The sequence below is a fragment of the Anaerococcus tetradius genome (assembly GCF_947087635.1).
GTDB lineage: Bacteria > Bacillota > Clostridia > Tissierellales > Peptoniphilaceae > Anaerococcus > Anaerococcus tetradius.
On sequence record NZ_CAMUDP010000003.1, the window covers coordinates 69,930 to 87,909 of the forward strand.

Consider the following 17,980-nt stretch of genomic DNA (forward strand, 5'->3'; position numbering starts at 1 on the left):
AAAAAACTCATAATTTTAACAAAAAAATTGCGAATATTTCTGTCTAACATCCGAAAAAGGATGTTTTTTTATCGTTTAATATTGATAAGATATTAACATGGGATATAATATATTGATAGAATTTGTTAGAATGAAAGAAGGTTTTATGAATAGAGAAGATGTAAGAAATGTAGCCATTATTGCCCACGTAGACCATGGTAAGACTACCCTTGTAGATGGTTTGCTAAAGACTAGTGGCTTATTTAGAGATAATCAAGAAGTTAAGGAAAGAGTTATGGACTCGAACACTATCGAAAAAGAACGTGGAATAACCATCCTTTCCAAAAACACTGCTGTTTTTTATAAGGATAAAAAGATTAATATTATAGATACTCCAGGCCACGCTGACTTTGGTGGAGAGGTAGAGAGGGTTCTTAATATGGCAGAATCAGTTGTCCTAGTTGTTGACAGCCACGAAGGCCCAATGCCACAAACCAAGTTTGTATTAAAGAAGGCAATCGAGCTAAATCTTCCAGCCATTGTTTGTATCAACAAGGTCGATAGAGCTGATCAAAGAATAGATGAAGTAGAAGATGAAATCCTCGATTTATTTATTAGCCTTGATGCTGATGAGTCCTACCTAGAAAGTCCTTTCGTCTATGCTTCAGCCAAGAATGGCTGGGCTTCTAATGAAAAGGGAGTAGTGAAGGATGATATGACTGACCTTTTGGATACAATTATCGACTACACACCAGCCTTTAATGCAGATGAAAATGCTCCATTCAAGGTCTTGGTATCTACTACTGACTATAACGACTATCTAGGAAGAATTGCCATAGGCAAGGTAGAAAGTGGAGTAATCAAGAAAAATGCCAACGCCATAATTACCAACTACAATGATCCTGACAGACACACAAAATCTAAAATCGTAACAATTTATGAATTTGACGGTCTAGAAAGAAAAGAAGTTGAAGAATCTAAGTTTGGTTCAATTGTAGCACTTTCTGGTATGGAGGATATAAATATAGGAGATACTATATGTACAGAAGAAGATAGTGAACCTATAGAGTTTACCAAAATTTCTGAGCCAACCCTATCTATGACCTTCTCTGTAAATGACTCACCATTTGCTGGTCGTGATGGCAAATATGTAACAAGTAGACACCTTAGAGATAGGCTCTTTAAGGAAAAAGAAACTGATGTTTCCCTAAGGGTAGAAACTACCGATTCGACAGAAGCCTTCAAGGTATCAGGTCGTGGTGAGCTTCACCTTTCAGTTCTCATAGAAAATCTTAGACGTGAAGGTTACGAGTTTCAAGTATCAAAGCCAGAAGTAATGTTTAAGACTAATGAATTGGGTAAGAAAACTGAACCGATAGAGATTGCAACCATTGATGTAGATCAAGCTTACTCTGGTTCAGTTATTGAAAAACTTGGTAGGAGAAAGGGCGAGATGATTGATATGAAACCATCTGGTTCAGGCTACAACAGGCTAATCTTTAGAATCCCTGCAAGGGGCCTTATAGGCTACAGGACAGAGTTTATGACCGATACCAAGGGTACAGGTATCCTTAACTCAGAATTCGAAGGCTATGACCTCTACAAGGGCGATATGGAACACAGAAATGTAGGAAGCCTAATAGCAAGTGAAACTGGAATTGCTACAGCCTACGGACTAAATTCAGCTCAAACAAGAGGCCTCCTTTTCATAGAACCAAGCGATGAAGTTTATGAGGGTCTTGTAGTAGGAATGAATGCTAAGGGCCTTGATATAGATGTAAATGTCTGCAAGAAGAAAAAACTAACCAACACTCGTGCAAGCGGAAGCGATGATGCTATAATGCTTACTCCTGCAAAGAAAATGTCTGTTGAAGAGATGATGGAATTTGTGGAAGAAGACGAGTTAATCGAAATCACCCCTAACCATCTAAGAATTAGAAAAAGGATTCTAGACTCAAACCTAAGGTATAAGTCAAAAAAGAATAATTAGAGGTTCTTATGCTTAAAACTACTGAAAGAAATCTAAGTTTCATAATAGCAATCACAAGTATTCTTGTCTTTGCCCTAACCCTTGCTGGAGTTTTTATGAACAATAGCTTGATTGGGCTTTTGTGGAATGGCTTATTTCTCATAAGTTGGCTTATGATGCTAGTCTTTGGACTTGTAGTCCTCTTTGATGGAAAGGCCCTTCACTTTTCCATCTTTGTAGGCTTTATCACAGCCCTAGCCTTTATGTGCCTAAGTGCTCATGCTATCCTTATACTCGCTAGATTTATCCCACAACTTCCAGCCCGTATAATCTTGCCTAATACTTATCTTTTGAAATATAATCAGATGATTTTCTATACCGCCCTAATAATAGTGTATTTTATTCATATAATAAACTACATAAAGCTAAACCCTCAAAGAAAGCTTGAAGAGCAAATAGAAAAAGCCCCAAAAGATAGCGAAGAAGTTATTACTGAAAATAAGGAAGATGAAACTAGCGAAGCTTTAGTAGAAGAAAGAGAGTTAAGTGAAAAAGACCTTTCAATCTTAAACTCTCACCTAGCCCAAGACAATGACTTGCTTTTAGAAAATAATAAAGAAGATAAACAAGACTTAACAAATTAGAAAGGATTGGAGAAGTAAATGACCAAGCAAAATATTTCTTTATCAGTCATAAAAAGACTGCCAAAGTATTACCGATACCTAGAAAGCATCAACGAGAAGGGTATCATCAGAGTTTCTTCTAAGGAACTATCAGAAATCACAGGGCTTACTGCAAGCCAAATTAGACAAGACCTAAACCATTTTGGTTGTTTCGGCCAACAAGGCTATGGCTACAATGTTTCAGAATTGATTGATGAGTTATCAAAAATTATAGGCGTAGATAAGACCTACTCTATGATCCTAGTAGGCTTTGGTAATATAGGCCATGCCCTCTACAAATATAGGTCCTTTAGAGACCTCGGTTATGAATTTAAGGCTGTCTTTGACAAGAACCCTGACTTCATAAGTGATGCTACAAAAGATGATATAGAAATTTTAGATGTAAAGAAGCTAAGGGATTATCTAAAAGAAAACAAAATAGACATAGGAATAATAGCAACACCAAAAGAAGCTGCCCAAGAATTAGCAGACATCCTTTGCGAAGGCGGTGTTAAGGGAATTTGGAACTTCTCTCCAGTCGACCTAAAGGTAAAAAACAATGTCGTTATAGAATCAGTCCACCTAGATGAGTCCCTCTTCACCCTAACCTACTTCATGAACTCTCCAGAGGATTTTATATTTTAAATGAATGTTTTAACAGCATCAAACCTTGCTAAGTCATACCCCTTAAAGGACATCTTTGACAAGCTAAGCTTTAAAATCGAAAAAGGCGATAAGGCTGGGCTTATTGGTGCGAATGGGGCAGGCAAGACAACACTTTTTAATATCCTAACTGGAGAAATCAGCCCCGACTCTGGGGAAATCTATATAGCAAATGACACAAAAGTAGGTTATCTCAAGCAAATCCTTAGCCTTGATACGGATATGACCATCCATGAATTTGTCTTGGGTGTCTTTGACAATCTCCTAAGCCTAGAAGAGGACATGAGAGCCCTAGAACATGCCATGGCTAAGGAAAAAGATCCGACAAAGCTTGATTTCATAATGAAGTCTTACACAGAAAAGTCCGAAGAATTTGCTGACAAAAATGGCTATGCCATAAGAAGCGAAATCGAAGGCACCCTAACAGCCATGGGCTTTGCTAAGGAGGACTTCGACAAAAACATATCCGAGCTTTCTGGAGGTCAGAAGGCGAGAGTGGAACTTGCGCATCTACTTTTAGAAAAACCAGACCTAATCTTACTAGATGAGCCAACCAACCATCTTGACATAGGGGCTATCCGCTTTCTTGAAACTTTTATCAAAAACTACAAGGGCTCGGTCATAGTTATCTCCCACGATAGGTATTTTCTTGATAATACTGTAAATAAGATTTTTATGCTGGAAAATGGAAGGCTAAGTAGCTATGAGGGTAACTACACGACCTTTATGGCTCAAAGGAAAAAAGACCTTGAAGTAAGACTTCACCAATACAAGTCCCAACAAAAAGAAATCGAAAGACAAGAAGAAATTATCGACAGGCTCAAAAATCTCGGCGGTAGCAAGAGGAAAAGAGGCATTTCCCAATCAAGGTCTAGGCAAAAACTTCTAGATAAGATGGAAAGAATTGAAAAGCCAGTCGAGCTAAGAGATTCAATGCATCTAAAATTCACCCCTCGTATCCAATCGGGAGTCGATGTCTTAAAGGTAAAAGACCTTGCTAAGTCCTTCGGGCCGGAGGAGATTTTTTCAAACATATCCTTTAACCTTTATAGGAAAGAAAGATGTGCCATAATCGGGGAAAATGGTATAGGAAAGACGACTCTTTTTAGGATAATTATGGGAGAAGAAGCAAAAAGTGGAGGAGATTTAAGGCTGGGTCAATCAGTTAACATAGGCTACTTTGACCAGGAACAGAAATCTCTCGACCTAGACAATACTATCTTTGAAGAAGTATCCAAGGCCTACCCAATGCTTACTAACTATGAGATTAGATCCTACCTAGCCAAATTTATGTTCTATGAGGATGATGTAAATAGGCTAGTTGGAGAATTATCTGGTGGAGAAAGATCGAGGATATCCCTACTAAAACTTATGATATCCGATACCAACTTTATCCTTATGGATGAGCCGACCAACCACCTAGACATAGATAGCAAGGAAATCTTAGAAGATGCCATCCTCGATTATGAGGGAACCGTCCTAATCATTAGCCACGATAGGTACTTCCTAAATAAAATTGCTGGCAAAATCCTTGAGATGAAAAAAGATGGGATGGATGAATATTTAGGTAACTACTCATATTACGAACAAAAGCTCCGTGAGATGAATCTTGAAGATGAGAAAAAAGACCTACAAACCAAGACTCAAATCAAAAAGGATAGGCAAAAAGAAAATATCAAGAAAAATGAACTTAGAAAGATTAAGGCCGATATCAGAGAAATAGAAGAAAGGCAAGAAGAGATAGAAAAAACTATCAAAGACCTAACAGATCTTTGCCTAAAAGAAGGCTTCTACGAAGATAGCGACTTGGTCGCAAGGACTTTTTCCGAGATTAAAAATCTAGAAAGTGAAAAAGATGAACTCGACCACAAATGGCTTAGTCTTAGTCTTAAAATTGAATAAGAAGATTAAAGCACCCTTATGGGGGTATCAATATTAGGAGGAGGACTTATGGGAAAATTTAAAAGACTTATTTATTCCTTGATGGCTATAGTATTGATCCTCTTGGGTGCTATTTTTATAACAGTAGGAATCATCAAGCAAGATATGCTATTTGCTATCCTCTATTATTTACAAAATCCTAATATTAGAAGGGTATTTGTTATCTTAGGATTAATCCTACTAGCCCTTGCCATAATGATAATAATTGATTTAATCATATCGTCAAAGACTGATTATGAATATCTTATAGAAAATGAAGCTGGCAATATCCTTATCAAGCGATACTCTCTAGAAAGCCTCGCAAGGATAGCCATAGAGAAATTTGGAGTCAAAGCTCTTGGCCAAGATGTAAAGATATTGACCAAGGAAGGAAAAATAAAACTAGCTTCTAAAATTGAAGTTCGTGATGAGGTTGATTTGCTAAGTCTTTCTGAAACAATCAAAGCTGAAATAAGAAAAGCTTTAGAAGAGCTAACAGGTCTAAGAGAAATGGAAATAGACTTGTATTTCCAGAAAGCCAAGGATAGAAGGGAAAAGGACTAGGAATGGATAAGAATAAAGAAGAAAATACCAAAAATTTTACTGTCTATGACCTAGAAATGAGAAGGATGGACAAAGAAGAGGCGGAAAAAGAGAAAAGACTAGCCTTTTATAGGAGAAATAAGGCTAAGCTTATAGCCTCTAGCCTAGGTCTAATTTTCCTATTTTGCCTATTTAACTTCGGCTTTTTTAGGACCATGGGAATAATACTTGTTATGTTTATAGCCTATACTATTGGGGCCTATTTCGATAGGGACTACCAATATATAAACTTTTTAAAGAGCCTATTTAGATAAAGGAGAAAAAGATGACAGAAAATAAAGAAACAATAAAAGAACTCAATGAAAAAAGAGAACTAGCTTACGAAGAAAGCAAGCTTATAATAGAAGATAAGGTTGTAGCTAAAATTGCAAGAATTGCCATAAAGAACGTAGACGGCATCCTAGAAATGAAGGGAAATATTGCCGACTCCATCGGATCTTTCTTCTCTGGTCGTGACGAACACTCAACTGCAGGAGTAAATGTAGAAGTTGGGGAGAAAGAAGCCAAGGTAAATTTAGACGTAATAATAGAATATGGCAAAAATGCTACAAGAATCTTTTCTGATATCAAAAGAGTAGTAACAAGTAATGTAAAAGAAATGACAGGTCTTGATGTCGTTACTGTAAATGTTAATATCGTAGATGTCATGACAAGATCCGAATACGAAAAGAAAAACAAAGAAAATAACGACAAGGATATTCAAAATAGATACTGATTTTTTACATCAAGGCTCTTGCCAATCAATGCTTTTCTAGCTAGGATTTCCCATAAGCTAAGGTCATTGACCTAGGGCATGGGCCATTTATTTTTTTGGAGTACATATGAACGATAGAAAATTTTTAGAAGATAAAAACAAAGAAATTTTAAAGATAGGTATAATCTTACTTATAGTATTTTTTGCCTTCTGGTATATAGATGCTTTGAAGGGACTTTTGCTAGGAGCCTACTCTGTATTTAGGCCAATTATGTATGGCTTGGTCATAGCCTTTATTATCAACCTACCTATGAACTTTTTCCAAGAAAAACTCTTTGGTAGGCTCATAGACAAAAATAAGCACAGGACCCTAGTCCTCGCCCTATCCCTAAGCCTATCATGGATAATATTCTTTGGGCTTTTTACCATAATGCTAACAGTATTCATACCAGAACTTGTAGCTGCCATATCATCTCTAATTGATAATATTCCAGTCTTTATGGATAAGCTTATAGAATATCTAAACAACCAAAAACTCTTTAATCAAATAGCAGCCGAGGTAATCAACAAGCTAAACAAACTCGACATAGAAAACATCACCAAAGACATAACAAGCCTAGTAAATGGTAAGGATATGGGACTACTTAGCAAAACATCCAGTCTCTTTAACTCCTTCTCATCATGGCTAATGTCTGTAATTATGGGATTTTTCTTTTCGATTTATGTATCAATGAACAAGAAAGCCTTAAGAGATGGGTCAAATAAATTGTTCTATGCGAATTTTGATGATAAAACTGTCGAGCATATCAACTACTTTGCAAAACTAACCTACGACTCATTTTCAAGATTTTTTGAGACAAAACTTTTATCATGCTTGTCTATCGGAACTATTTGCTTTATAGGCATGTTGTTACTAAAGCTTCCTATGGCAGGAATGATAGCAATTCTTGTTGGTGCCTTTGATATAATTCCATACTTTGGTCCCCTAATAGCAACAGGTATAGGTGTGATATTAATTTTTATCCAATCACCATCCCAAGCCCTAGTCTTCTTGGTCTTTGTCCTTGCCATCCAACAATTACAAGAAAAAATCCTATATCCCCTTGTAATAGGCAAACGTCAGGGTCTTCCAGCCATATGGATATTCATATCAGTCTTCATAGGAGCTGGACTCTTTGGAATTGTAGGCATGGTTACATCAATGCCTATAGCAACAGTGATATACAACCTAATCCAAGATAATATCAAGATTAAGCTAGGCCAAAAGAACTTCGATATGGCAAAAATTGATGAAATAAACAATAAAACTTACGAACAGATGCGAGAAGAGAAGATGAACAGCTAAAGACAAAAAAGGAGATTTATGCAAAAACGATTTGATCATACAAAAATCAAAAAAATACAAATATTAGACGGAGCTAGCCTAAAATATATAGCATTCTTATCAATGCTAATAGACCATGTAAATAACGCTCTAATTACCCCCTTCTTAGATGGTAGGGGCTTTCTCCTTTACCTATCCAATTTCCTATCCATCCTAGGAAGGATAGCCTTTCCAATCTTCATATTTTTTATAGTTGAGGGATACTTTAAGACGAAATCAAGGGCTAAATACCTCCTTAATCTCCTAATATTTGGCCTTATATCAGAAATCCCCTTCGACCTATTCACATCCAAAGAGCTTTTCGATCCCTACTGGAACAACATGATGTTTACCCTAGCCCTTTGCCTTATAACAATATGGATTATTGATAGCCTAAAAACAAAAATAAGAAGTAGATATATCTGGTATATAGGATCAATCATAATCGTAATAGCCTTTTCTTTTATAGCGATGTTTCTAAGCCTAGACTATGACTACCACGCCATAATCTTAGCCTACATCTTCTATATATTCTACGATTATCCGATTCTTTCGGCAGGTCTTGCCTATCTTTCAATAATCAAGGAGCTATATTCTTTTTTGGGATTCGCCCTTACAATTTGCTATAATGGAAAAAGAGGCAAGCAAAACAAATGGATAAACTATCTATTTTATCCAGTTCATATCCTAATATTGGGACTACTTAGAATATATCTTAACATTTAAAGGAGTATTTATGGCAAGATTACAAGAATTGCAAGAAGCAAAAGAAAAAGCACAAGTCGTCTTAAAAAGCACAGATGAAGCCCTTAACTTTCTAAAATCGGCATCAAACTGGTCACTTTTTGACCTCCTTGGAGGAGAAGGCATAACAAGCTTAATGAAAAGAAGCAAAATCAAAAAAGCCAACAAGGAAATCGAAAGAATGACTCTGGAATTAGAAGAGCTCAGAAAAGAACTAAAAGATGTCGACATTTCCCTACCCCTAGAAATATCCGACACCATGGAGGATAACTTCTTCGACGTATTCTTCGATAACATCTTTACCGACCTTAGGGTAAACGGCGAAATCAAGAAAAAACTTGCTGAGCTTAGGGACTTTAGGCAAAACATTGAAGAGCTTATCCAAAGACTTGACCAAGAAATAAATATCAACTAATCCCACAAGAAAATCCCAACTAGTGGGATTTTTAAAATGCAAATATATGTTATAATATTAATAAGAATAACAAAAGGAGACCCAATGGAATTTACACCAATACCAGTATCAGATCAAAAATACCTAAACTATATATTTATCGGCATTCTAGTGGACAAAAAACCAGTAACAGCTATGTTTGACACAAGGGGAAACACCCTAATACCAGAAAGCCTAGCAAAAGAACTTGACATAACATACATAGACAAAGAAGCAATTGACAAAGAAAGGGGCTTCAGGAGGGCGAAACTCTCATCAATGACCCTAGGAGCCCTAAAACTTCTTGACGTGCCAGTTGTAATCTGCAAAGACCAAGTAATCAAGCTTAAAGATGACCAATTTGGCAACAAATTCCCAGCAGACATAATCCTAGGTTGGAATATCATAAGCCAACTAGTCTTTAGGGGAGATTTAAGAAAGGGTCAATTCGAAGTCCAAAGCTCAGATATCAAAAGGCAAACAAGAAAAGGCAAGGACAATACCCCAGTCTTTAAGCTAATCTTTAACAAAAAAACCTACAAGGCAGCTATAGACACATCTCGCCCCCTCACTATAATTTCTGAAAATATAGCAAAGACCATGCGAGTAGAAAACGAAGATGTAAAACAAACCATTGACCTACTAGGCATAGAAGAAGACGAAGTCCTCTATGAAAGCAAATTCACCTTCACCATAGATGAAAACCAAGTCCACCTACCAACAAGCCAAGTAGAAAAAGCCCTAAATGACAAAGACATCCAAATAGTATTCGGAGCAGACCTCCTAAGAAACACATCCTGGGCTCTCTATAACCCTATGGGCTATATCAGAGTGAGAAACTAAAAAATAAAGAGTGGAAATTCGAAAAAACAGTCGACTGACATATCATCCTGTAAAAACGAATAGCCACTCTTTTTTCTTATAATATTTTATAAGTCTTTCCCGTAAAAATTATGAAAAACCCCAATAACTAAGCCTTAACACCCCACACTTTTTATTTCATATGAATGCTCATCCACAGTCATTTCTAATATTTCTTTCCACAATGAAGGAAAGTGAACGAACGGCCACCTACTGTCATTCCAACTAATATTCCTTAGGATGACGTGTGTCATGTAGTACGAACATTCCTCCTGTCATTTCGAACGAACGAAGTGAGGAGAAATCTCACAAGTAAGTCTAAGAGTCAAGGAGAAAAAAGACGACAAAGAAAGAGATCCCTCCTCGAAAGCTTGCTTGCTCATTCGGGATGACATAGGGTGTTGCTCCGCACCTCTGTATGACAGTCCGTCCTGTCATTCCGACAGAGCTTAAACGGGGAAGCGAGGAATCTCACAAGCAAATCTAAAAGTTAAGTAACAATAAGACGTCAAAAAAAGAAATTCTAACCTAGCCTTTGCTCCTTTAAGCGAGCTTTCTTTCCAATAGGGCAATCCAACTAACAAGTCTTATAAAAAGCAAAAACAATTAATGAGTACCCAAATTATTTCAAAAATATAAAATTTTTTAAAGAAAATTTTCTAAATCGAAAATTTATTTCCGATTTTTTCATGAATTTAAGCCAAGAAAACATTAACAAACCCAGTATTTCAACAAAACAATGAAAATAAAAATTATTTTCTTTTGATATTGATTATTATTTCTTAATGTGATATATTATAGCTAGAGGTTAACAAATGAAAATTTAGTTAAATTACAATATTTCTAAAATAAATTGTAATTAACATATAGATTGGAGATCTTATGCCAGTAACATTATTAAATGAAGGCGAAACAGCAGAAATTGTCAACATCAAGGGGACAGATGCTGTCAAAAAACATTTGAACAATCTTGGTTTTGCCAAGGGCAGAATCATTAGCTTACAAAAATTTGATGGAATCAACTATATTTTTGTTATCGATGGCAACCGCTTTGCCTTGAGCAAGGATTTGGCTAAACGAATTATAGTTAAGGAGATTTAGATGAAAACTTTAGATCAAGTGGCAGTTGGAAAGACTGTCAAGGTAGGCAAAATCAAAGGAGATTCACCTACAAAAAGAAGAATTATGGATATGGGTATTACTAAGAGTACCGAGTTGTACATAAGAAAGGTCGCACCTTTGGGAGATCCTATCCAAATCAGCCTCAGAGGATATGAACTTACTATCAGAAAAGAAGATGCAAAGAATATCGAGGTGGAAGAGATATGACTTATAAAATAGCACTCGCAGGAAACCCAAACTCAGGTAAAACCACACTTTTCAATGACCTAACAGGTTCTAATCAAAGAGTTGGTAACTGGCCAGGAGTAACTGTAGATAAGAAACAAGGTGTCCTTAGGGGTCACAAAGATATAATAATCGAAGACCTTCCAGGTATTTATTCACTTTCTCCATATACAATGGAAGAAGTTGTTAGTAGACAATATCTAGTTGGTGAAAGACCAGACCTAATCATAAACTTAGTCGATGGTTCAAACCTAGTTAGAAACCTCTACCTAACTAGCCAATTGTTAGAGCTTAATATTCCAGTTATTATAGCCCTAAACATGATGGATATAGTAAAGGCTAAGGGTGATAAGATTGACGTAGAAGCCCTATCAAAGAAGCTTTCTTGTCCAATCGTAGAAATTGTCGCTATGAAAAGCCAAGGTATTGATAAGCTAATCAAAGAAGCAGTTGAGCTAAAGGATAAAAATGTTAGTCCAAAGCCACTTGTTTTTGATGATGAACTTGAAGAAGTTTTAGCTAAGATTGAAAATGATTATTCTAAAAAAATTGATGACAAATTATCAAGATATTATGCAATTAAGCTTTTCGAAAATGACGAGGAAAGCCTAGAACACTTAAATATTTCAACATCAGATCTTAATGCTGTAGCTAAAATCAGAGAAGAATACGAACAAAAAGAAGAAGATAATGCAGAAAGTATCATAACTTCAGCAAGATATGCAAATCTAGAAGAACTTTCAAGCGAAGTTCTTGTTAAAGCAAAACCAAAACTATCAATAACTGATAAGATAGATAAGATTGTTACTAGCAGAATTTTTGGTCTACCAATCTTTGCCCTAGTAATGTTCTTAGTTTACTTCTTGTCAGTATATCAAAAATCACCAGGAACTATGGGAACGGACGCGGTAAATGGCTTCTTCGAAGACACCCTTACTCCTTGGGCTTCTAGTGCAATGGATGCTATGGGCATTAACCCAGTTCTTCATTCACTTGTTACAGATGGTATCATCGCCGGTGTTGGAGCTGTACTTGGCTTCCTACCACAAATGATGGTACTATTTGCCCTCCTAAGTATCCTAGAAGATGTCGGATACATGGCAAGGGTTGCCTTCGTCATGGACAGAGTCTTCAGAAGATTTGGACTTTCAGGTAAATCTTTCATCCCAGCCATGATAGCAACAGGATGTGGTGTACCAGGTGTCCAAGCATCAAGAACAATAGAGTCTGACAGAGATAGAAAAATCACAATCATGACATCAACCTTCATGCCATGCTCTGCTAAACTACCAGTAATTGCCCTAATCGTAGGTGCATTCTTCCCAGAACACTCAGCTCTAGTATCCTTCTCATTCTACATGATAGGTATTGCTAGTATAGTTGTTTCTGGTATCATCTTAAAGAAATTCAAGGAATTACAAGCTGATCCAGCACCATTCATAATGGAATTACCTCCTTACCATGCTCCAAGAGCAAAATCAGTCGTAACAGATGTCTACAACAAATCTAAAGCTTACGCAAAAAGAGCTGGAACAGTAATATTCCTATCAACAATAGTTATTTGGCTCTTGTCTAACTTCGACTTCAGACTAAACCTAGTTGAAGCTGACACAGAAACATCAATCCTTGCAAGCTTAGGATCAATCATTGCTGTAATCTTTAAGCCAATAGGCTTTGATTCATGGCAAGCAACAGTTGCTACAATCACAGGCTTCGTTGCCAAAGAGAACGTAGTAGCAACAATGGGAGTTGTACTTGGTCTAGGTGCAGAAGTAACTGAAGAATCACAAGAATTACTAACAGCCTTCAACCACGCCCTAGCAACACCAGTAGCTGGATACTCCTTCCTATTATTCAACATGCTCTGCATGCCATGCTTCGCAGCAGTAGGAGCTATCAAGACAGAAATGGCAGATAACAAATGGACAGCCCTAACAATAGCTTATCAAATGGGCTTTGCTTACCTAGTATCTCTAATTTTCTACAACATAGCAAACCTCATCCTATACGGAATATTCAACATTGGAACAATCCTTGGCTTCGCAGGATTAATCCTACTAATCTATCTATTAATTAGAAAACCATCCAAAGGAAAGAAAGTATTAAGCTACGAAGAATCCGTAGCTTAATACCAACTACTTTCTCCAAGCCTATCATAGGCTTGGAGGAGGGCTCTTCCCTAAAAAAAAGGAGAACAATATGAACATACAATCAATAATTTTACTTATAATAATTCTTGCTGTATGTGCTTATGTAATTTACACAAGATTTATAGCAGAAGATGGCCATGCTGGATGCAAGGACTGCACAGCTTGTGACTCATCAAAGAAAGATCACCACTCATCATGTGGTTGTGGATGCTAAAAATTAAGGAAACTTAATTTTTTTTACAAAAATACTGATAAAGGTTATCACTATCATCACTAGATGAAGTTAACATAAAAATTTTGAAAATTAAAGGAGAATAAAAAAATGGCAAAAGTAGCAGTAATATATTGGTCAGGAACAGGTCACACAGAAAAGATGGCAGAAACATTCCTTGAAGCAGTTAAGGCAGAAGGACAAGAAGCAGAACTATTCTTCGCTGGAGAATTTAGCAAAGACAATATCGCAGACTTCGATGGATTTGCTTTTGGATGTCCAGCAATGGGAAATGAACAACTAGAAGATGGCGAATTCGAACCAATGTTTGAAGAAGTAGAAAACGATCTAGAAAACAAACCAACAGTAATCTTCGGCTCTTATGAATGGAATGATGGCCAATGGATGTATGACTGGCAAGAAAGATGCAAAGATGACGGAATCAACCTTGCAGCTGATGGTCTTATTGCCTATGACGATCCAGACGATGAAGCTCTTGATCAAGTAAGAGCACTTGCTAAGAGTCTATTAGAAAAAATAAAATGAGAGAGGATCTACTAGTCTATCACGCATCCCCAGTCCTTGCGGGAATAAAAGCAGCAAATCTTTTCCAAATAAGATCAGAAGATACAAGCTATGTAAGGTGTCTGATCAAAACTTGGCAAGGGTGTGTCAAAAAATGTCCCTCATGCGACTTGCACTTTAGACTAATAGCCAAAAAGAATAAGGGTTACCTAGTCCTAGTATATAGAAAAAACCAACTAGAAAAAATCCTCCAAGATGAGGAAATCCAATCATTCATTGAACAACTAGGCTATAATAGTAACAATATCGATTCATGCCTGAAAACCCTATCTCAAAGACTACGAATACAAGACTTTCCTCACGAGATAGGACTCTTTCTAGGCTATCCCCTAGATGATGTTAAGGCCTTTATCGAAAATAAGGGCCAAAACTTCATCTTAAATGGAACATGGAAAGTCTATTCAGAAAAAGAAAAAAAACAAAAGATCTTTAACTCCTATCAACAAACAAAGATCAGAAATATAAACTTGCTCAAGGAGGGATGCCCAATAAGTAAATTAGTCAGCTAAAATAAAAAATCTACAAAACATACTATAATATTAGAATGCAACTGCCCAACTCCTAGGGCAGTTTTCTTATACATAATAATAGCCATGAAAGCCCCACAAGTCCAAGGCAAAAAGCTTCTCTAAAAAACAAACGAATAGGAACTCTATTTGAATTTCAAACAAAGAGCTCTGTCTGTCAATCCGACCAAGTCACCATCTCTATAAATCCAACAATACCCTCACTGTAAATCCGAACGAACATTCCCCTCTGTCATTCGAACGAAGCTGGTATAATGAATTCAAACAAATCTCTTAATGACAAAGGAGAGAAGTCATGCCAAAAGATTTAAGAAGAACATTTAACCCAGAATTCAAAATAAATGTAGTAGAAATGCACCTAAAAGCAAATAAAAGCGTTAGAGAACTGTGTGAAATGTATGATTTAGACAGACAAACAATACACAGATGGAAAAAACAATATCTAGAAGAAGGAAAACAATCATTTACCAACAAAAGCGTAATAAACGCAAAAGAGCTAGTAAAGCTTAGAAAAGAACTAGATGATCTTAAAATGGAGAATGAAATATTAAAAAAAGCCAACGAATACTTTGCTCAAAAGAAAGAGAAAAGGTAGACTTTGCCCTAGACAAACTAAAAGAATATCCTGTAAGCAAAGTATGCAAAACATAAGAAATAAAGAAAACAAACTATTACTACAGGAAAAAGCACCCAGTAAATAAATACTTTAGCGAAGAAGAGATTAAAATTGTAGAAAAAGCATTCTACGAAAACTTCGGAACTTACGGAAGAAGAAGACTAAAAATATACCTAAAAAACTATGGTATAAAAATGTCTGAAAACAAAATAAGCAAGATACTAAAAGAACTAAAATTAGAAGCAAGATATAAATCAAATAAAATAAAAAATGTGCATACAAGCAAAAATACAAAAGAATATAGAGCGGAAAACAAACTGAACCACCTAAGCAAAAATGAACGAGATTAAGAGATATGGTCAATAGACTTCACAGAAGAAAAAATAGAAAACAAGAAAATATACATATGTGTAACAATATCAATAAACACAAGAATGATAGTAGGTTACACCATAAGCAACAAAAACAATAGCCAAGTAGCAATAGAAACAATAGAAAAATCCATAAAGAAATATTGCATACCAACAATGATATCATCAGACAGAGGAAGCCCATTCGTAAGTAAAACATATCGTGACACTTTAAAAGAATATAAAATAACTCAAAGTATGTCACGCCCTAGAAAAGCAGTAGACAATAGATATATAGGGACACTATTTAACAGCATGAAAACAGAAATAGGAAAAACGGACCATTTAAAAATAAATGAATATATCATAATAGTAGAATATCGGATATACTATTACAATACCCAAAGACTACATAGCTCAATAGGATATATCACACCGTTATCCAAGTATGTAAAAACTCAATATAGCGAAGAGGAAAAATATGAACAAATAAAGAAAATCCTCACTGAGAGTGAATTTACAAAACTTCACTCTCAGTGAGGGAACAAACTGTCACTAAAAATATGAAAAAATAGTTTGAATTTCTGTACCACTTTCAACGAAGTGAGGAGACCAACTATCGGAAGTCAAGTAATAATTAATAAATTAAAATTAATAAAAAGTTGAATAAAATCCTAATTTATTCAATGCTAATAGACTTTCGCTAGGTAAAATAACGAATTCTAGGCATGACAAATAAGCTATCACTTTTGATAGCTTAAAATTTGGATTAAATTTAATATCTGCTTAGCTTGATTGACTTACAAATTTCTGATTGTTTTTTAAAAGATAAAATATTACCCTGGTCAATTTTCTAGCTACATTGGTTAAAGCTACGTAATGATGTTTACCTTCACTTTTCTTTTTCTCATAGTAGAGTCTAAACGTTTCATCATTTTGGCATATGAGAAAGGCTGCTAGGAATAGAGCGTCCCTTAAGTATGAACTTCCTCTTTTGCTCATGCTACTGTAGGATGAATTCATTGTTCCTGATTGGTTAATTGATGGATCAAGTCCTGCATAGGCTAAGAGTTTGCTTGGGCTTTCAAAATTTTCTATGTTTCCAATTTCAGCTATTAGACTAGGCCCTATCTCTATACCTACTCCAGGTATAGACATTATTGGATTATCCATTTCATCTAAGAGTGCTTTGATTTGCTCATTGACTTCATCAATTTGCTCTATTAAGAATTCTAAGGCTTTAATATCTTGAACTAACCTAAAAGATACAGCAGGTGAATTAATACCTATAGACTTCCTTGCAGCCTCCCTAATTTCTCTGGCCTTATCTTTAGAATGACTACCATTAGAAGCCTTTTTAATTAGGTTAGTTAGCCTAGTTAGGTTAGCATTGGCAATCTTATCTACTGATGGATATTCTTTTAATACTTCTAATGTGTATTTGCAGAATACATCCTTGCACACTTTATCTAATTCAGGAAATATTAAATCTAAATGCCCTACAATAGTATTTTTAAGCTTAGCCCTATCATTTTTTAAAGAAGATTTATACCTAGTTAGTGACTTAAGTTCATAATTATGATACAATTCATTATGAGTAGGATTAGAGCAAGTAGCTCTTAGAAGCTTTGCAATGAAGAAAGCATCAACTTTGTCAGTTTTTGTATTTCTAAAACTATCAGCCTTTCTGTAAAGACTAGTTTGATAAGGGTTAAAGAAATGAATGTTAAAATTCAAATCTAGTAGAAATCTTGAAAGATTGAGATGATAGTGACCGGTTGATTCTAATCCTATTCTAATTTTATCTTTATTAAAATCAGAAAGTTTTCTCAGTAAATACTCAAAACCTTCTTTAGAATTCTTAATTTCAAAATGACACCCCTTATCGAAGTCATCCTCATCAGCAAGAAAGCAGTTGTGCTTAAACTTAGAAACATCAATACCCAAATAAATCATAGAAAACTCCTTAAAATTATTGTTGTGCGTCCACATAAGTTATGCCTCGTATCCTTGTACAATAAATCGTCTAGCGATATCTAACTAATTAACAAAAAAACATAGTTATGTGGTTGTAGTCTCCTCAAAATAGTCAAAGCTATAGAAATCTAAAACATTCCACAACACTATGTTTAATGTATAGTATTCCATTGTTTTTGTCCATAGAATGACTATGGGTATATGATACAAGAAATCTAACAGATAAATCTAAGCTCCAAGCCAACGAATACGCAAGGATATCTTCATATAAAAGCAAGGCTTCTTCCTAGGTCAGATGGTGTGTTCTAATAAAAATGGCAAACTCT

21 protein-coding genes are annotated in these 17,980 nt (G+C 35.6%); 20 read left to right on the top strand and 1 reads right to left on the bottom strand.

Going from position 1 to position 17,980, the window contains the following annotated elements:
* The first annotated feature begins 145 nt into the window (after window positions 1-145).
* The 20 genes from typA (at window position 146) to P6936_RS01810 (ending at window position 16,217) form a co-directional block, all read left to right on the top strand.
* Window positions 146-1,969: a translational GTPase TypA gene (gene typA, locus P6936_RS01720; protein WP_060929277.1), complete on the top strand. Its 1,824-nt coding sequence runs from the start codon at window positions 146-148 to the stop codon at window positions 1,967-1,969.
* Between the two features lie 8 nt (window positions 1,970-1,977).
* Window positions 1,978-2,592: a hypothetical protein gene (locus tag P6936_RS01725; protein WP_276864521.1), complete on the top strand. Its 615-nt coding sequence runs from the start codon at window positions 1,978-1,980 to the stop codon at window positions 2,590-2,592.
* 18 nt (window positions 2,593-2,610) lie between these two features.
* Window positions 2,611-3,255 (top strand): redox-sensing transcriptional repressor Rex, encoded by a 645-nt coding sequence (locus P6936_RS01730; RefSeq protein ID WP_004836814.1) that lies wholly within the window; start codon window positions 2,611-2,613, stop codon window positions 3,253-3,255.
* Entirely contained in the window at window positions 3,256-5,175 is a 1,920-nt protein-coding gene (gene abc-f / locus P6936_RS01735) for a ribosomal protection-like ABC-F family protein (RefSeq protein ID WP_276880661.1), read from the top strand.
* A 48-nt stretch (window positions 5,176-5,223) separates the two neighbouring features.
* A complete protein-coding gene (gene amaP, locus P6936_RS01740; RefSeq protein ID WP_276880662.1) occupies window positions 5,224-5,757 on the top strand; it encodes an alkaline shock response membrane anchor protein AmaP in 534 nt (177 codons plus the stop codon).
* A 2-nt stretch (window positions 5,758-5,759) separates the two neighbouring features.
* Window positions 5,760-6,050: a DUF2273 domain-containing protein gene (locus tag P6936_RS01745; RefSeq protein ID WP_004836818.1), complete on the top strand. Its 291-nt coding sequence runs from the start codon at window positions 5,760-5,762 to the stop codon at window positions 6,048-6,050.
* Window positions 6,051-6,061: 11 nt separating this feature from the next.
* On the top strand, window positions 6,062-6,511 hold the full coding sequence (locus tag P6936_RS01750) for an Asp23/Gls24 family envelope stress response protein (protein ID WP_004836819.1): 450 nt from the start codon (window positions 6,062-6,064) through the stop codon (window positions 6,509-6,511).
* A 106-nt stretch (window positions 6,512-6,617) separates the two neighbouring features.
* Entirely contained in the window at window positions 6,618-7,835 is a 1,218-nt protein-coding gene (locus P6936_RS01755) for an AI-2E family transporter (RefSeq protein ID WP_276880664.1), read from the top strand.
* Between the two features lie 18 nt (window positions 7,836-7,853).
* On the top strand, window positions 7,854-8,579 hold the full coding sequence (locus tag P6936_RS01760; protein ID WP_004836822.1) for a TraX family protein: 726 nt from the start codon (window positions 7,854-7,856) through the stop codon (window positions 8,577-8,579).
* Between the two features lie 10 nt (window positions 8,580-8,589).
* A complete protein-coding gene (locus P6936_RS01765) occupies window positions 8,590-9,012 on the top strand; it encodes a hypothetical protein (RefSeq protein ID WP_004836823.1) in 423 nt (140 codons plus the stop codon).
* A gap of 84 nt (window positions 9,013-9,096) precedes the next feature.
* Window positions 9,097-9,873, top strand: a complete 777-nt coding sequence (locus P6936_RS01770) for an aspartyl protease family protein (protein ID WP_004836824.1) — start codon at window positions 9,097-9,099, stop codon at window positions 9,871-9,873.
* A 900-nt stretch (window positions 9,874-10,773) separates the two neighbouring features.
* A complete protein-coding gene (locus tag P6936_RS01775; protein WP_276880667.1) occupies window positions 10,774-10,992 on the top strand; it encodes a FeoA family protein in 219 nt (72 codons plus the stop codon).
* Window positions 10,993-11,220: a FeoA family protein gene (locus tag P6936_RS01780; RefSeq protein WP_004836827.1), complete on the top strand. Its 228-nt coding sequence runs from the start codon at window positions 10,993-10,995 to the stop codon at window positions 11,218-11,220. It abuts the gene before it with no gap.
* Window positions 11,217-13,367 (top strand): ferrous iron transport protein B, encoded by a 2,151-nt coding sequence (feoB, locus tag P6936_RS01785; protein ID WP_276880668.1) that lies wholly within the window; start codon window positions 11,217-11,219, stop codon window positions 13,365-13,367. Before P6936_RS01780 ends, feoB begins: the two co-directional genes overlap by 4 nt.
* A gap of 70 nt (window positions 13,368-13,437) precedes the next feature.
* The gene (locus tag P6936_RS01790; RefSeq protein ID WP_156440778.1) at window positions 13,438-13,602 is read left to right on the top strand and encodes a FeoB-associated Cys-rich membrane protein; all 165 of its coding nucleotides are present in this window, start codon (window positions 13,438-13,440) and stop codon (window positions 13,600-13,602) included.
* A 108-nt stretch (window positions 13,603-13,710) separates the two neighbouring features.
* A complete protein-coding gene (locus P6936_RS01795) occupies window positions 13,711-14,145 on the top strand; it encodes a flavodoxin (RefSeq protein ID WP_004836830.1) in 435 nt (144 codons plus the stop codon).
* Window positions 14,142-14,693, top strand: a complete 552-nt coding sequence (locus P6936_RS01800; RefSeq protein WP_276864536.1) for a DUF3793 family protein — start codon at window positions 14,142-14,144, stop codon at window positions 14,691-14,693. The genes P6936_RS01795 and P6936_RS01800 overlap by 4 nt, the downstream gene beginning before the upstream one ends.
* 313 nt (window positions 14,694-15,006) lie before the next feature.
* Window positions 15,007-15,306 (top strand): transposase, encoded by a 300-nt coding sequence (locus tag P6936_RS01805; protein WP_276880669.1) that lies wholly within the window; start codon window positions 15,007-15,009, stop codon window positions 15,304-15,306.
* A 125-nt stretch (window positions 15,307-15,431) separates the two neighbouring features.
* Window positions 15,432-15,677 carry an IS3 family transposase gene (locus tag P6936_RS08180; protein ID WP_423775380.1) on the top strand — a complete coding sequence of 82 codons (246 nt, stop codon included), beginning with the start codon at window positions 15,432-15,434 and terminating at the stop codon, window positions 15,675-15,677.
* Window positions 15,678-15,689: 12 nt separating this feature from the next.
* Complete coding sequence (locus tag P6936_RS01810; RefSeq protein ID WP_276880687.1) at window positions 15,690-16,217, top strand: DDE-type integrase/transposase/recombinase; 528 nt, start codon at window positions 15,690-15,692, stop codon at window positions 16,215-16,217.
* 246 nt (window positions 16,218-16,463) lie between these two features.
* Here P6936_RS01810 and P6936_RS01815 read toward each other — a convergent pair whose 3' ends face one another.
* The gene (locus tag P6936_RS01815; protein WP_276880670.1) at window positions 16,464-17,633 is read right to left on the bottom strand and encodes an IS110 family transposase; all 1,170 of its coding nucleotides are present in this window, start codon (window positions 17,631-17,633) and stop codon (window positions 16,464-16,466) included.
* Window positions 17,634-17,980: the final 347 nt, after the last annotated feature.

Coding starts and splice junctions, on each gene's coding strand:
- typA (WP_060929277.1), top strand. CDS start 146: ATGAATAGAGAAGATGTAAGAAATGTAGCCATTATTGCCCACGTAGAC.
- P6936_RS01725 (WP_276864521.1), top strand. CDS start 1,978: ATGCTTAAAACTACTGAAAGAAATCTAAGTTTCATAATAGCAATCACA.
- P6936_RS01730 (WP_004836814.1), top strand. CDS start 2,611: ATGACCAAGCAAAATATTTCTTTATCAGTCATAAAAAGACTGCCAAAG.
- abc-f (WP_276880661.1), top strand. CDS start 3,256: ATGAATGTTTTAACAGCATCAAACCTTGCTAAGTCATACCCCTTAAAG.
- amaP (WP_276880662.1), top strand. CDS start 5,224: ATGGGAAAATTTAAAAGACTTATTTATTCCTTGATGGCTATAGTATTG.
- P6936_RS01745 (WP_004836818.1), top strand. CDS start 5,760: ATGGATAAGAATAAAGAAGAAAATACCAAAAATTTTACTGTCTATGAC.
- P6936_RS01750 (WP_004836819.1), top strand. CDS start 6,062: ATGACAGAAAATAAAGAAACAATAAAAGAACTCAATGAAAAAAGAGAA.
- P6936_RS01755 (WP_276880664.1), top strand. CDS start 6,618: ATGAACGATAGAAAATTTTTAGAAGATAAAAACAAAGAAATTTTAAAG.
- P6936_RS01760 (WP_004836822.1), top strand. CDS start 7,854: ATGCAAAAACGATTTGATCATACAAAAATCAAAAAAATACAAATATTA.
- P6936_RS01765 (WP_004836823.1), top strand. CDS start 8,590: ATGGCAAGATTACAAGAATTGCAAGAAGCAAAAGAAAAAGCACAAGTC.
- P6936_RS01770 (WP_004836824.1), top strand. CDS start 9,097: ATGGAATTTACACCAATACCAGTATCAGATCAAAAATACCTAAACTAT.
- P6936_RS01775 (WP_276880667.1), top strand. CDS start 10,774: ATGCCAGTAACATTATTAAATGAAGGCGAAACAGCAGAAATTGTCAAC.
- P6936_RS01780 (WP_004836827.1), top strand. CDS start 10,993: ATGAAAACTTTAGATCAAGTGGCAGTTGGAAAGACTGTCAAGGTAGGC.
- feoB (WP_276880668.1), top strand. CDS start 11,217: ATGACTTATAAAATAGCACTCGCAGGAAACCCAAACTCAGGTAAAACC.
- P6936_RS01790 (WP_156440778.1), top strand. CDS start 13,438: ATGAACATACAATCAATAATTTTACTTATAATAATTCTTGCTGTATGT.
- P6936_RS01795 (WP_004836830.1), top strand. CDS start 13,711: ATGGCAAAAGTAGCAGTAATATATTGGTCAGGAACAGGTCACACAGAA.
- P6936_RS01800 (WP_276864536.1), top strand. CDS start 14,142: ATGAGAGAGGATCTACTAGTCTATCACGCATCCCCAGTCCTTGCGGGA.
- P6936_RS01805 (WP_276880669.1), top strand. CDS start 15,007: ATGCCAAAAGATTTAAGAAGAACATTTAACCCAGAATTCAAAATAAAT.
- P6936_RS01815 (WP_276880670.1), bottom strand. CDS start 17,633: ATGATTTATTTGGGTATTGATGTTTCTAAGTTTAAGCACAACTGCTTT.